The following is a 14,042-nucleotide window of genomic DNA, read 5'->3' on the forward strand; positions in this document are numbered from 1 at the left end:
CCGTGACGACCGAGCAGGCCACCGCGCACCCCACGGTGCAGATCGACGAGGCGTCCGGCACCGTCCTGCTGCGCACCGTAGCCAGCGCCTACGTCCTGAAGGTAGACCGTGACGCGGGCACGGTGCACAACGTCCACTGGGGCGCTCCGCTGCCCCTCGCCGACGCTGTTGCGCTGCCCACCTGGTCAGAGCACGACAACAGCTTCGCCGGACGCTGGGACGGAGCCGAGGAGTACCCGGTCGAGGGCGGTGCCCGCTTCGGCGTGCCCGCGCTGGAGGTCCGCTTCGCCGACGGCTCCAGCTCCCTCGAGGCGGTGGTGGAGGACGTGGTCGTACCGTCGGCCGACCATGTGGTCATTCACCTGCGGGACCGGACCCGGCCCCTTGCCTGGCACCTGCACTACCGGGTGCCCGCGGGCGGCGACGTCGTGCAGCGCTGGACGGAGTTCCAGCACACGGGCGGCGACGACGGGGAAGACATCCTGCTGCTGCGGTATTCCTCCGCCCACTGGCCGCTGCCGCAGCGGACGGACTGGCGCGCCGGTTCCGTGCACGGTGGCTGGGCCGCGGAAGGGCACCTGCAACGCTCACGGCTGCCGGTCGGCGAGACGGTGCTGGGCAGCCGGCGCGGCCACACCGGCCACCACGCCAGCCCGTGGGTGGCGCTGGACGCGGGGGAGGCGGGTGAAGAGCACGGGGAGGCCTGGGTCGTCGCACTCGCCGCCAGCGGCAGCTGGCGCATCACCGCCCAGCGCACCGCTGCCGGCCGGACGGGCGTGATGGCGGGGGAGGGCCACGAGGGCATCGAACTGCGTCTCGCGCCGGGCGGCAGCCACCGCACAGCGCCCAGCCTCGCGCTGTACACCGCGCACGGCTTCGGTGCGGCCAGCAGGTCCTTCCACCGCCACCTGCGCTCCCATGTCCTGCCCCACCCCGAGCAGCTTCGACCGGTGCTCTACAACTCCTGGGAGGCCACCTCGTTCGAGGTCAGCGAGGACAACCAGATCGCTCTCGCCCGCCGTGCCGCCGACCTGGGCGCCGAACTGTTCGTGCTCGACGACGGCTGGTTCCGCGGCCGCGACGACGACACCGCCGGCCTGGGGGACTGGACGCCGCACCCCGGGCGCTTCCCGCGCGGCCTGCGGCCGCTCGCCGACGAAGTACACCGTCTCGGCATGGCCTTCGGCCTGTGGGTGGAGCCCGAGATGGTCAACGCCGACAGCGACCTGTACCGCCGGCACCCCGACTGGGTCCTTCACCAGCCCGACCGCGCCGCCACCGAGCTGCGCAACCAGCTCGTCCTGGACTTTTCCCGCCCGGAAGTGACCGAGTGGGCCCTGGCATGGCTGGGAAAGGTCGTGGCCGAGAACGCCGTCGACTTCCTGAAGTGGGATTTCAACAGGTCCTTCACCGAAGCGGGTACGCCCGGCGCCGGGCCGGACGCCCGGCGTGTCCACGTGCGGCATGCCCGGGGCCTGTACTGGGTGCTGGACCGGCTGCGGGCGCGGTTCCCGCGCCTGCGGATCGAGGCCTGTGCGGGCGGCGGCGGCCGGGTCGACCCGGGCATCCTCGCCCACACGGACCAGGTGTGGACCTCCGACAACACGGACGCGGTGGACCGCCTGACCATCCAGCACGGCTTCAACCAGCTCTACCCTGCCGGTGTCATGTCCGCCTGGGTGACCGACAGCCCCAACCCGCTCACCGGCCGAGTGGTCCCGTTGCGGTTCCGCTTCCACAGCGCCATGGCAGGCGTCCTCGGTATCGGAGGGGACCTGACGCGCTGGAGCGACGCCGAACTGACCGAAGCCAGGCACCTGATCCGGATCTACAAGGACATCCGGCCCGTCGTTCAGCACGGCGAGCAGTTCCGCCTCCTGGCCCCCGGACAGGGACCGCTGACGGCCGTGCAGCACCTCGGCGAAGACGGCCACCGCGTCGTCGTGCTGATCTGGCGGCCCAGTACCTCCTTCGGATCGCCGCAGCCACCGTTGCGGCTGCGCGGACTGGACCAAGGAGCCCGGTACCGCGACGAGGACACCGGAGACGAATGGTCGGGGGCCACACTGATGAGCCACGGCCTGCCTCTGCCCGAACTGCCGCCGGGCGACTGCGCGAGCGCGCTGGTCCGCCTGCGCCGCGTGAAAGGCCCCCACGGGAGCTGAGGAGGTCGGTCCACCGGCGGCAGGCCACCGCTCCGCCGCAGAGAGCGCTCTCTTCGCGCGGTGGGAGGTGAAGTAGGGTGATCCGCAGAAGGGAGTGTGAGCTGTGCGAGAGCGGGTCACCATGGCCGATGTCGCGCGTGCGGCCGGGGTGTCGTCCGCCACTGTCTCCTATGTGCTCTCCGGCAAGCGACCGGTGGCCCCCGAGACCCGGGCCGCGGTGGAAGCGGCCATTGCCGAACTGGACTTCACCGTCAACGCCACGGCCCGCAGCCTGCGCACCGGCCGGTCCAGCCTCGTGGCACTGATCGTGCCCGACATCGCCAACCCCTTCTTCGCGCAACTCGCCGCCACGCTCCAAGAGGAACTGCGCGGACTGGGGCTGCACGTCGTGGTCTGCAACACCCGCGCGCGCCGGGACGAGGAGCAAGCCCTCCTGGCGGAGGCCGTGCAGCAGCGGTTCGCCGGGGTCATCATCACCCCCTTCCGCCTCAAACCGAAGGACTTCCAGCCCCTCGCCGACGCCGGTATCCCCGTCGTCGTCAGCGCCGACGTCTCCTTCGGCCCGATCGACCTGGTGACGCCCGATGCGCGGGCGGCCACCCGTCGCGCACTGGAACAGGTCGCCTCGGCCCAACGGCGCCGCATCGCCATGATCGCCGGCCCGCGCGACGCCACCGGCGGTGACCCCCGCCTGGAGCACCTCCGGTCCCTGGCCCTGCAGTTCGGCATGTCCCTTCCGCACGGACTGGTGGTGCGCGGTGAGCACACCCGCGAGGCCGGGGCGGCGGGGTTCGGCGAACTGATGAACCGCCAGTACCGGCCCGACGCGGTCTTCTGCGGCAACGACGTCATCGCCGTCGGCGCGATGGACAAGGCGCACGAACTGGGCATCAGCATCCCGGGCGATGTGGCCCTGATCGGCCACGACGACGCCTCCTTCGCCTCCCTGGTGCGCCCTCAGCTGACCACGATCCGCTACCCCGCCACTGACGTCGGCCGGGCGGCCGCCCGACTCCTCACCGAGCGCCTCAACGGCCGTACGGACCACAAGACGGTGCGCGTCACGGCGGAGTTCGTCGCCCGCGCCTCCGTCTGATGCCGATGCGCGGCCGGAGCTGAACCGGACGTCATAACCGCCCTACCGGGCCCCGCCGCCACGATGGGTCACCCAGGCAGCCCGTTCCGCCGGATTCCCGCGCTCGCCCGGCGGCGGTGCACATTCGCGCGCCGCGCGTCGCCGTCGTAGTGCGCCAGCACCTTGGGGTCCATCACCCGGCGCCACAACGGGGCCGCCCAGGCCAGGACGATCATGGAGGCGTAGCCGGAGGGGAGTTGGGGTGCTTCGTCGAAGTGGCGCAGCGTCTGGTAGCGGCGCAGCGGATTGGCGTGGTGGTCGGAGTGGCGCTGGAGCTGGTACAGGAAGAGGTTGCTGGTGGTGTTGTTGCTGTTCCAGCTGTGGCGGGGTGCCACCCGCTCGTAGCGGCCGTCCGGGCGCCGCTCGCGCAGCAGGCCGTAGTGTTCGAGGTAGTTGACCGTCTCCAGCAGCAGGACGCCGCCCGCCGCCTGGACGAGCAGGTAGGGCAGGACGATGGGACCGAACACGGCGGCGAGGGTCGCGAACAGCAGCACGGTCAGTCCCCACGCGGTCAGTACGTCGTTGCGGTGTGACCAGGTGCGGTGCCCGCGGCGGCTCAGACGGCGGGTCTCCAGGCGCCAGGCCGACCGTACGCTGCCCGCGACGGTGCGGGGCAGGAACGCCCACAGGCTCTCACCGAGCCGCGAGCTTGCCGGGTCCTCGGGTGTCGCGACACGGATGTGGTGGCCGTGATTGTGCTCCACGTAGAAGTGGCCGTAGCCGGACTGAGCGAGCGCGAGGCGGGCGAGCCGGCGTTCCACCGTCTCCCGCTTGTGCCCGAGTTCGTGGGCGGTGTTGATGGCGACACCGGCGACGACGCCCACCGTGGCGGCCAGGCCCAGCGCGTCGGGCACGCGCATGCCGCCCGACCACAGCAGGCATGCGTAGAGCAGACCGGCGTACTGCAGCGGCAGGTAGAGGTAGGTGCACCAGCGGTAGTACCGGTCCTCCTCCAGCATCACGATCGCCTCGTCCGGTGGGTTGTCCTGGTCCGGCCCGATCAGCAGGTCGAGCAGCGGCACGATGACGAAGGCGAAGAACGGCCCCCACCACCACAGCACCTGCCAGCCACTGGCCGCGACCAGCATCGCCGCCTGGAACGGCAGGGTGGGCACCGCCAGACCGAGCAGCCACGCGTAGCGCTTGCGGTCACGCCAGGGTGTGCCGGCGGGGGAGGCGGGGGGCGTCGTCGAGGGTGCTGTCATCGGGCTGCGCTCCTTGCGGCCGTTCGGCTGTGACCCGGCAGAGCGTGACACCGGCCCCGGACGCTGACAATCGGGGACGTCTTGTCAATGTTCTGACGGACCATCAGGCCGTGTCGGCCGCGTCAGGACACCCGTGGCCGCCGCGGTGATGAGCTCGGCCGCCTCGGGCAGCGACTGGTCGGACGGCGGCAGCACGATGTGCGACAGCGTGAGGCGCACGATGACGTCGGCGGCCTGATCCGTCCGAACAGAGTCGAACTGAGGGTAGTGCGTCTGGCACCACGAGCGGACCAGGAGGCGTGCTTGGGTGACCACCGGTTCAGAGCGGGCGGTCAGGTAGGGCAGCAGGGAGTCCGTGCCGTGGCGGGCCGCCTTGATCACCGAGGCGACGAGTACGTTCTCCCGGGCCTCCCGCAGCGCGTACAGGATCGCGGCGGCGAGTGCGTCCGCAGCGGTCGGTGCGGGCTGTCCGAGCGCGTCGTCCACGCCGGCGAGGAAGCGCTCGGCCTCCCGGTGCGCCAGCGCCTGGCTCAGGCCGCCGCGGCTTCCGAACTCCTTGTAGACGCTGGGCCGTGACACCTCGGCGCGGGCCGCCACCTGGGACAGGCTGACGGCGTCCCAGCCCTTCTCCGCCGCCATCGCGCGCGCCGCGTCCAGTACGTCGTCCCGCATCTGCCGTCGCCACGCCTCCCGGGGCGGCAGTACGGCGCCGCGGTCCGCGGCTGTGGCGAAGGGTCTGTCTTCCACCGTGTGTCTCCTCGCGTCGGTCGCGTGGGCAGGATGCCGATGATGCGGTGTGGTGTTGTCTCTGACGAAACGTCAGAACATTGACACCGAGTCGCTCTGGGCGCCGTCCGGAGGGCGTGCCACGCTGGCCGCCGGCGGGCCTCCCCCGTGTCCCGCCGTGCTGGTGACGCGACCCGTACCGCCGTTCGCCGCCCTGCCGGCGGCGGTACGGGTCGCCACCGTCAGGAACCACCCGTCGTGCAGCTCTCCGGTGTGCCGTTGTACAGGTCGGCGTCGGCGACTCCGTCGCTGACGCTGCGGCGGTAGTAGCCGCACACGGGACGGTCGGCGAAGTCGAAGGTCGCCCCGGGGGACAGTCGCCAGATCTTGTAGTCGGTGTAGGTCAGCGGCCGTCCGGCGACGGCCCGCTCGGGCTGGTGGTCACCGTGGACGACATAGGCGTTCGTCCCGTACTGGGTGGCGAGGCCGTTCTTGTCGAGGAAGAGCGAGCCTCCTTCGTCGACGCCGACTCCCCAGGCCCGGCCGCCCGGAGCGAGGCCGTCCTTGATGGCACGGGCCACGAACGCCATGGTGCGGCCCATGCGGTCGCGTTCGCGGAAGTGGGAGTCGTTGACGACGCCCGCGTAGTGCGGCCACTCGAACATGCCGGTGGTGAAGGTGAGAGTGCGGTCGTACGGGTCCGTAAGGGCGTCGGCGCTGGTGGCGCTGCCGCCGCAGGCGTCGTACACGACGGGGCTGCTGACGTGGTGGCCCGCGCTGCCGCCGCCCGCCCCGCCGCCCTTGGCCACCACGGACTCCACCGAGCCCTCCAGTGCGGTGCCCTTCCAGCGCGCGTACCGGCACTGGTCGCCGCCCGCGAAGTACACGAACTCGGCGTTGCGGATGTCGGTGTTGGCGCGGGTGTTGTTGCCGTCGGCGGCGCGGGTGAGCGTCCAGGTGGTACAGGAGTTGACCCCTGCGAGCTTCATGACGTCGTCGCACTCCGGTGTCCTGCTGCCCGAGGACGGTGCGGATCCGGCGAGGACGACGACGTCGAGGGAGCCGGTGCCGCCGCGGATCGTGTCGATGGCGCGGGTCATGGAGGCGGCGACGACCGAGCCGTCGCCGTTCATGGTGAACGCCGGGCCGTTCCAGCCGGCGCGGTGGACGTCGGACGCGCTGCCGAGCCGGATCCGGTCGGCCGCCGCCTGGGCCGGGGCGGCGGAGGCGAGCGTGCCGGCGAGGCAGAGGAGCGCGACGGCGGCGGCGGTGGCCGAGCGGCGTGGCGGGCGTGCGGGCATGGGTCCTCCAGGCGGGGGAGATGAGAGGGGAGCAATGTGCTAGCGGACGGTACAACTCGGCTGCATCGAGGGGAAGATGTACCGCCCGACTTCCTGGGCGGGCGACGGAAGATCCGACGAAGATGCAGGTAAAGGCATGACATGCGCGGGAGACGGGGTGTGCGCACGGCGCGTTACGGCAACGTAATACGCGATACATCTAGCCAACGATTGAAGCATTCTGTAACTTCCGCAGTGCAGTCGACGGCACCTCCGCCGACGAAGGATTCCGAGAGGCCCGATCCGCCATGAACGCTCGCACGGTCCGCCGCCTGGCGGCCGCCATCGCCGTGACCACCGCCCTGACCGCGCTCACCGCCTGCTCCGGCGACGACGACACCGCACCGGCCGCGAGCGGCAGCGTCACCGTCGCCGGCGTGAAGGTCGAGAAGGACTCCGCGCTGCACGACGCGCTGCCCGCGGAGATCAAGGACGCGGGCACCGTGAAGGTCGCCACGGACGTTCCGTACCCGCCCTTCGAGATGTACGTCAAGGAGGGCGAGAGCGAGCTGACCGGCCTCGACTACGACCTCGGCCAGGCCCTGGGCGCCAAACTCGGCGTGCAGTTCGCCTTCACCCCGCAGAAGTTCGACGGGATCGTCCCGGCCATCCAGGCCGGCAAGTTCCACGCGGCGATGTCGGCCATCACCGACAACAAGGAGCGGCAGCAGGTCGTCGACTTCGTCGACTACTCGCAGTCCGGCTCGGGCATCCTCGTCGCCGAGGGCAACCCCGAGAAGATCGCCACCCTCGACGACCTGTGCGGCAAGAAGGTCGCCGTGCAGGCCGCCACCAACCAGCTCGACCTGCTCAAGGAGCACCAGGCGCAGTGCAAGAAGGCCGGCGGCGGCCAGATCGACATCCAGACCTTCCCCAAGGACTCCGACGCCCAGCTCGCCCTGCGCTCCGGCAAGGTCGTCGCCCAGCTGCTGACCAAGCCGGCCGCCGGCTGGACCGCCAAGACGGCCGACGACGGCAAGACGTTCGACCTCGTCGAGGACCCGGCCGCACCGGGCGGCTACAAAGCTTCGCCCAACGGCATCGCCGTCACCAAGAAGCTGCCCGAGCTGACCGACGCGATCCAGCAGGCTCTGCAGGCCCTGATCGACGACGGCACCGTGACCAAGATCTTCGAGAAGTACGGCGTCGCCTCCATCGCGGTGCAGGAAGCCACCAAGAACGCGGCGGTCGACTGAACATGGTCGAGCTGAAGACATCCCGGGACACCGCCGCCCCCGCCCCCGGGCGGGCGGCGGAGACCCTCGTCGTCGTACCGGTGCGCAACTACGGCCGCTGGGTGGCCGCGGTCGCCGCCGTGGCCGCACTCATCGGCCTCGTCGGCTCACTGGCCAAGAACAAGAACCTGCGCTGGGACATCGTCGGCGACTACCTCTTCGCCGACCTGATCTTCGACGGTCTGTTCACCACCCTGTGGCTGACCGCCGCCGCCATGGTCCTGGGACTCGCCCTGGGCACGCTGATCGCGGTGATGCGGCTGTCCCCGAGCCCCGTCCTGTACGGCCTCGCCACGTTCTTCGTGTGGATCTTCCGCGGCACCCCGCTGCTCGTGCAGATCATCTTCTGGGGCTACGCGGCCGCCCTGTACAAGTACGTCAAGATCGGCGTCCCGTTCACCGACATCACCTTCTTCCAGGCCGAGACCAACTCGCTGCTCACCCCGGCCGTCGCGGCCCTGCTCGCCCTCGGGCTCAACGAGGCCGCGTACGCCTCCGAGATCGTGCGCGCGGGCATCCAGTCCGTCGACCCCGGACAGACCGAGGCCGCGCACTCGCTCGGCATGCGACCGGCCCTGACCATGCGCCGCGTCGTGCTGCCCCAGGCGATGCGCGTCATCATCCCCCCGATGGGCAACGAGACCATCAACATGCTGAAGATGACCGCCCTGGTCTCGGTCATCTCCGCGCACGACCTGATGTCCAACATCCAGGACGTGTACGCCCAGAACTACCAGGTCATCCCCATGCTGGTGGTGGCGAGCCTGTGGTACCTCGCCCTGGTCACCCTGCTCGGCATCCCGCAGTCCTGGCTGGAGCGACGCTACGGCCGCGGCACCGCCCGCGCCCAGCACGTGTCGCCCCTGCGGCGTCTGCTCGGCACGGCCGCCCGGCCCACCCGTATGAAGAACAAGGAGGCGGGCCGGTGAGCGCCCCGATCGTGCACGACGAGAGCGTGCCGACCGCGTACGACGAGAGCGTGCCGATGGTGCACGCGGAAGGCGTGCGCAAGCACTACGGCAAGCTGGAGGTCCTCCAGGGGATCGACCTCACCGTGCGGCGCGGCAGCGTGTGCTGCCTCCTGGGGCCGTCCGGCTCGGGCAAGTCCACCTTCCTGCGCTGCATCAACCACCTCGAGAAGGTCGACGGCGGCCGGCTCACCGTGGACGGCGAACTCGTCGGCTACCGCCAGCACGGCGGCAGGCTGCACGAACTGAGGGAGCGCGAGGTCGCCGAGCGCCGCCGGGACATCGGCATGGTGTTCCAGCGCTTCAACCTCTTCCCGCACATGACCGCCGTGGAGAACGTCATCGAGGCCCCCGTGCGGGTCGCCGGGGTGCCGCGGGCGCAGGCCCGCGAGGAAGCGGGCCACCTGCTGGAGCGCGTCGGTCTCGCCGACCGTGCCGGACACTACCCCGCGCAGCTCTCCGGCGGGCAGCAGCAGCGCGTCGCCATCGCCCGGGCCCTCGCCATGAAGCCCAAGCTGATGCTGTTCGACGAGCCGACCTCGGCCCTCGACCCGGAACTCGTCGGCGACGTCCTGGACGTGATGCGGCAACTGGCCGACGAAGGGATGACGATGGTCGTCGTCACCCACGAGATCGGCTTCGCCCGTGAGGTCGGTGACACGGCCGTCTTCATGGACGAAGGCGTGATCGTGGAAGCCGGCGACCCGCGCCGGGTCCTCGTCGACCCGGAGCAGGAGCGCACCCGCGCCTTCCTGTCGAAGGTGCTGTGAGCGCCCCCTCGCGGCAGCGGCCCCACCCCGCCGACCTGCTCGGTCCGGCCCGCGGTCGTCTCCCGCGTTACCTGCACGACCTCGCCGAACTCGTGGCCATCGACTCCGGGTCCTACAGCGCCGACGGTGTCAACGCCGTCGCCGACTGGGTGCGGACGCGCCTGGTGACGCTGGGGTTCGCCGTCGAGCGGATCAGGCCGTCCGCGGCCGACGGCCCCGGCGCCGACACCCTCCGCACGGGCGACGTACTGGTCGCGCGCAAGGCGGGCCGTCTCACCGAGGCCGACGGCGGGCGCAGGATCCTGCTGGCCGCCCACATGGACACCGTGTTCGAGGACGGCACCGCCGCCGAGCGGCCCTTCACCCTCGACGGCACCCACGCACACGGGCCCGGCGTCAGCGATGACAAGGGCGGCCTGCTCGCCGGTCTGACCGCGTTGGAACTCCTCCAGGATCAAGGCGTGGCGGAGTACGCGGAGTTGGTGTTCCTCGCCACCCCCGACGAGGAGATCGGCGCTCCGGCCAGCCGGCGGATCACCGAGGACGTCGCCCGCGGCATGCACTACGCCCTCGGCCTGGAGTGCGCGCGGGAGAACGGAGACCTGGTGCTCGCCCGCAAGGGCGTCGCCGACTTCCGGCTCACCGTCACCGGCCGCGCCGCCCACGCCGGCATCGAGCCCGAACGGGGCGCCAACGCGGCACTTGCTGCGGCACACCTCGTCGTCGCGCTGCAGGCTCTCAACGGGCGCTGGGACGACGTCACCGTCAACGTCGGTGTCGTCAGGGCGGGCCACCGCCCCAACATCGTCTGCCCCGAGGCGGAACTCCGCCTGGAGGTACGCGCGGTGAGCGCCGCGGGCCTGAGCAGGGTCCGGCAGGCGATCGACGATGCCGCCGCATGCCCGGCCGTCCCCGGCACCACCGTCACCGTCGAACAACTCGACGACTGCCCTCCGATGGAGGCGACCGCGGCCTCGCACCGCATGCTCGCCGCCGCGCGGGAGGCGGCGGCCGCCCTCGGCTTTCCCCTCGGCGCCACGGCCACCGGAGGCGTCGGCGACGCCAACCTGATCGCCGGCGCGGGCGTGCCCGTCCTGGACGGCCTCGGCCCGGTCGGCGGCGCCGACCACAGCCCGCAGGAGTGGCTGGACACCGCCAGCGTTCCCGAGCGCATCGCCCTGCTGGCCGCGCTGATCGTGTCGCTCGGCGACCGCGGCGCCGACAGCGACAGTGGCGGCAGCCGCGACAGGGACGCCTGACCGCCGGGACCCCGGCCGCGCGGCGACCCGGCCGGGGTCCCGGTTCTCCACCGACCTTTTGATCACCGTACAAGGAGGCACTCATGCGCCACCGTTCCCTGCCCGGCCGACGCCACATCCTCGCCGGGGCCACCGCCCTCGTGCTCACCCTCACCGCCGCGCCCGCGGCCCAGGCGACCGCCGGCGCCGACAGGGCCCCCGAAGCAGGCTCCCTCGTCCTGATCGGCGGCGCCCTCGCGGCCGACAACACCACGGTGTACGGGGAGATCATCGAGCGCGCCGGAGGAAGCAGCGCCCGCATCGGCGTCCTCACCGCCGCCTCGGTCCCCGAAAGCCAGGACCCGAACGCCGACGACCCACAGCGGTGCAGCAACTCGGCCTGCAACGGCGCCTATTACGCCGGCCTGTTCGAGAAGCACGGCGCGGCCGACGCACAGTGGATCCCCGTCGACCTGGACCACATCGCCAACGCCGACTCCGACGCCGTCGTCGACCAGATCAACTCCATGACCGGGTTCTTCTTCGGCGGCGGCGACCAGTACCGCTACGTCACCACCCTCCTCAACGGCGACCGGCACACCGACTCCAAGGTGCTCGCAGCCATCCGCGCCAAGCTCGCCGGCGGCGCGGTCGTCGCCGGTACCTCCGCGGGCGCGCAGATCGCCGCCGGCCCCGACATGGTCACCGGCGGCGAGTCCTACCAGGGACTGCGAGACGGCAGCGCCCCCGGCTACTTCGACGACGCCACCCGCCTCGGCTACCTCCCCGACGGCGGCTTCGGCTTCCTGCGCTCCGGACTCGTCGACACCCACACCGGCGCCTACGGGCGGGAGGGCCGCGCACTGCGCCTGGCCGCCGACACCGGACACGACCGCGTCTACGCCCTGCAGGAGAACAGCGCCCTGGTCGTCGACCACGCCGGGACGCGCGACGAGACCATGACCGTCCTCGGCGACAACGGCGTGGGCATCCTCGACCTGCGAAACGCCCGCACCCGCACCGCACGGGACGGCTGGAGCCTCACCCGCGCCCGCTACACCCACCTCACCGACGGCGACCGCTACGACGCCCGCCGCTGGGCCGTACGCCCGGCCCCGGACAAGCGCCCGCTGATCCCCCGTACGACGTCCCCCGTGCCCGCCAACGACGACGTCTTCTACTCGGTCGACAACCCCACGGGTGTCCCGTACTCCTTCCTGAGCACGGCCCGGGCACTCGCGGCGACCAGGAACCAGCACACCGCCACAGCCACCACCTACGAGAGCGCGCCCCAGTTCACCGTCACCTTCGCCAAGCGGCCCGGCCTCACGGCCTGGACCAGCGACGGCACCACGGCGCGGACCCTCATCGGCATGCGCATCGACATCGCACCGCGCTGACCGGTCCGCCCGCCCGCACGGGCGTTAGGCTCGGCACCGGCGCACCGCAAGATCCGAAAGGACCGCTCATGGCCACCGGCACACTCGCCGACGACATCCGTCTCAAGCTGGGTACCCTCAGCCCCGCCGAGCGGAAGGTCGCGAGGGTGCTGCTGGCCGCCTACCCCGCCGCGGGTTTCGAGACCGTCGCCACCATCGCCGAACGAGCCGCTGTCAGCGCCCCGACCGTGCTGCGCTTCGTCGCCCGCCTCGGCTTCAGCGGATTCCCCGAGTTCCAGGCCGCGTTGCGCGCCGAGCTCGACCAGCGCAACGCCTCGCCCCTGACCCTGTACGAGGGAACCGAGGACACCTCGGGCGACGACTCCGCCGCGGGCCTCATGGCCCGCAGCGCCAAGCTGTTCAGCACCGCCGTCGCCCAGACCCTGGCCGAGACCCCGCCGCACGACCTGGAGCGGGCCGTGGCCCTGCTCTCCGACCGAAAACGCCGGATCACCCTGGTCGGAGGCCGGTTCACCCACCTGCTCGCGCAGTACCTCGGCCTGCACCTGATGCAGCTGCGCGAAGACGTCCACGTCCTGTCCGAACGCGACGTGGAACGCGCCGCGGCCCTCGCCCGCCTCGGGCGCAAAGACGTGCTCGTCGTCTTCGACTACCGCCGCTACGAGAGCGACAAGATGGCCCTCGCCCAGCTCGTCCAGGAACGCGGCGGCAAGGTCGTCGTCTTCACCGACACCTGGCTGTCACCCACCAGTGGGCACGCCGAGGTCGTCCTGCCCAGCCAGGTCACCACCCCATCTCCCTACGACAGCCTGGTGCCGACGGTCGCGGTCATCGAGACCGTCGTCGCCGGTCTCATCACCTCCCTCGGCGACGAGGCACACCAGCACATGCAGCACACCGAGGACGTGGCCCGCCGTATCGGGCTGGTGTGACCGGCTGTCGGCGGACGGTCGGAGCGGACGGCCCGGGCACGAAAGTCTCGGTTCTGCTCTTCTCGGTGCTCTTCGGTACAGTGCCTCGCCGCGAAGCGGAGAGGCTGACGTAGTGTGTCCGCACCGGCGATCAAGGTGGTGGTGGCGGTGGAGTGGCGGAACTTCGCCGAGCAGATGGCTCTGCTCGCACGGGATCTGCTGGCCCAGGACTCGGTACAGGCAACGCTGGACCAGATCGTGACGTCAGCGGTGACGCTGGTCGACGGCTGCACTGCCGCCGGGATTCTCTCGGTCCGCAAGGGCCGGGCCGTGACCCTGGCCGCCTGCGGGGACATGGTCCGGGAGTCCGACCGTCTGCAGGGCGAGCTGGGCGAGGGCCCCTGCTTCGACCTGGCCAGCCGCAAGGACGGCGAGCGCGTGTACCGGATCGCGGACCTTCGCCAGCCCCAGCCCACGTGGGAGCATTTCGCGGCCGAGGCCCGCAAGCTGGGCATTGGCAGCATGACCGGCGTACTGCTGTACACCGACGACGAGGACTTCGGAGCCCTCAACCTGTACGCCGACCAGCCCGGAGCCTTCAGCAAGGACATCGAAACAGCGGGCTGGCTGCTGGCCTCGCACGCTGCCGTCGCCTTGTCCAGCGCCCGCACCATCGACCAGCTCGAGCACGGCATGGAGACCCGGCACGCCATCGGCGAGGCCATGGGCATCCTCAGGGAACGACACCAGCTGAGCGAAGAAGACGCCTTCAACGTGCTGCGCCGCATCTCCCAGCACCACAACATCAAGCTGCGCGATGTCGCCGAGCGGGTCCGGAAGGAAGGCACAGACCGGGCCTGATGCTCGGCGCTTCATTTTCCCCTGGCCGCGCTGCCGCAGGGACCGGCTGCCTCGCGCTGCGGCCCGCTGGTGCCACCTGTGGGGCGAG

At 71.3% G+C, this 14,042-nt stretch carries 12 protein-coding genes; 9 read left to right on the top strand and 3 right to left on the bottom strand.

Going from position 1 to position 14,042, the window contains the following annotated elements:
• The first annotated feature begins 2 nt into the window (after nt 1-2).
• Nucleotides 3-2,165 (top strand): alpha-galactosidase, encoded by a 2,163-nt coding sequence (locus tag AC068Z_RS08450; protein ID WP_478553565.1) that lies wholly within the window; start codon nt 3-5, stop codon nt 2,163-2,165.
• A 103-nt stretch (nt 2,166-2,268) separates the two neighbouring features.
• Entirely contained in the window at nt 2,269-3,261 is a 993-nt protein-coding gene (locus tag AC068Z_RS08455) for a LacI family DNA-binding transcriptional regulator (protein WP_478553566.1), read from the top strand.
• A gap of 68 nt (nt 3,262-3,329) precedes the next feature.
• Here the strand turns inward: AC068Z_RS08455 and AC068Z_RS08460 are convergent, their stop codons facing one another.
• From AC068Z_RS08460 to AC068Z_RS08470, 3 genes are all read right to left on the bottom strand, one after another.
• Complete coding sequence (locus AC068Z_RS08460) at nt 3,330-4,505, bottom strand: alkane 1-monooxygenase (RefSeq protein WP_478553568.1); 1,176 nt, start codon at nt 4,503-4,505, stop codon at nt 3,330-3,332.
• Nucleotides 4,506-4,589: 84 nt separating this feature from the next.
• Nucleotides 4,590-5,252 (bottom strand): TetR/AcrR family transcriptional regulator, encoded by a 663-nt coding sequence (locus tag AC068Z_RS08465; protein ID WP_478553570.1) that lies wholly within the window; start codon nt 5,250-5,252, stop codon nt 4,590-4,592.
• Nucleotides 5,253-5,473: 221 nt separating this feature from the next.
• Nucleotides 5,474-6,532 carry a hypothetical protein gene (locus AC068Z_RS08470; protein ID WP_478553572.1) on the bottom strand — a complete coding sequence of 353 codons (1,059 nt, stop codon included), beginning with the start codon at nt 6,530-6,532 and terminating at the stop codon, nt 5,474-5,476.
• Between the two features lie 287 nt (nt 6,533-6,819).
• Between AC068Z_RS08470 and AC068Z_RS08475 the strand changes: the two genes are divergently transcribed.
• The 7 genes from AC068Z_RS08475 to AC068Z_RS08505 all read left to right on the top strand — a co-directional run bounded on the left by AC068Z_RS08475 (nt 6,820) and on the right by AC068Z_RS08505 (nt 13,954).
• The gene (locus AC068Z_RS08475) at nt 6,820-7,767 is read left to right on the top strand and encodes an ABC transporter substrate-binding protein (RefSeq protein ID WP_478553574.1); all 948 of its coding nucleotides are present in this window, start codon (nt 6,820-6,822) and stop codon (nt 7,765-7,767) included.
• A gap of 2 nt (nt 7,768-7,769) precedes the next feature.
• Entirely contained in the window at nt 7,770-8,735 is a 966-nt protein-coding gene (locus AC068Z_RS08480) for an amino acid ABC transporter permease (protein ID WP_478553576.1), read from the top strand.
• Between the two features lie 56 nt (nt 8,736-8,791).
• Nucleotides 8,792-9,544, top strand: a complete 753-nt coding sequence (locus tag AC068Z_RS08485; protein WP_478553777.1) for an amino acid ABC transporter ATP-binding protein — start codon at nt 8,792-8,794, stop codon at nt 9,542-9,544.
• Entirely contained in the window at nt 9,541-10,803 is a 1,263-nt protein-coding gene (locus tag AC068Z_RS08490) for a M20 family metallopeptidase (protein WP_478553577.1), read from the top strand. The genes AC068Z_RS08485 and AC068Z_RS08490 overlap by 4 nt, the downstream gene beginning before the upstream one ends.
• Before the next feature lie 83 nt (nt 10,804-10,886).
• Nucleotides 10,887-12,182 carry a cyanophycinase gene (locus AC068Z_RS08495; protein ID WP_478553579.1) on the top strand — a complete coding sequence of 432 codons (1,296 nt, stop codon included), beginning with the start codon at nt 10,887-10,889 and terminating at the stop codon, nt 12,180-12,182.
• A gap of 68 nt (nt 12,183-12,250) precedes the next feature.
• Nucleotides 12,251-13,114 (top strand): MurR/RpiR family transcriptional regulator, encoded by an 864-nt coding sequence (locus AC068Z_RS08500; RefSeq protein ID WP_478553581.1) that lies wholly within the window; start codon nt 12,251-12,253, stop codon nt 13,112-13,114.
• 147 nt (nt 13,115-13,261) lie between these two features.
• Complete coding sequence (locus AC068Z_RS08505) at nt 13,262-13,954, top strand: GAF and ANTAR domain-containing protein (RefSeq protein WP_478553778.1); 693 nt, start codon at nt 13,262-13,264, stop codon at nt 13,952-13,954.
• Nucleotides 13,955-14,042 lie beyond the last annotated feature (88 nt).

Source organism: Streptomyces sp. NPDC043726, assembly GCF_056436565.1.

What these genes read in the sequence shown, in the direction of transcription:
- AC068Z_RS08495 (WP_478553579.1), top strand. Translation starts at nt 10,887, where the DNA reads ATGCGCCACCGTTCCCTGCCCGGCCGACGCCACATCCTCGCCGGGGCC.
- AC068Z_RS08485 (WP_478553777.1), top strand. Translation starts at nt 8,792, where the DNA reads ATGGTGCACGCGGAAGGCGTGCGCAAGCACTACGGCAAGCTGGAGGTC.
- AC068Z_RS08500 (WP_478553581.1), top strand. Translation starts at nt 12,251, where the DNA reads ATGGCCACCGGCACACTCGCCGACGACATCCGTCTCAAGCTGGGTACC.
- AC068Z_RS08460 (WP_478553568.1), bottom strand. Translation starts at nt 4,505, where the DNA reads ATGACAGCACCCTCGACGACGCCCCCCGCCTCCCCCGCCGGCACACCC.
- AC068Z_RS08475 (WP_478553574.1), top strand. Translation starts at nt 6,820, where the DNA reads ATGAACGCTCGCACGGTCCGCCGCCTGGCGGCCGCCATCGCCGTGACC.
- AC068Z_RS08480 (WP_478553576.1), top strand. Translation starts at nt 7,770, where the DNA reads ATGGTCGAGCTGAAGACATCCCGGGACACCGCCGCCCCCGCCCCCGGG.
- AC068Z_RS08470 (WP_478553572.1), bottom strand. Translation starts at nt 6,532, where the DNA reads ATGCCCGCACGCCCGCCACGCCGCTCGGCCACCGCCGCCGCCGTCGCG.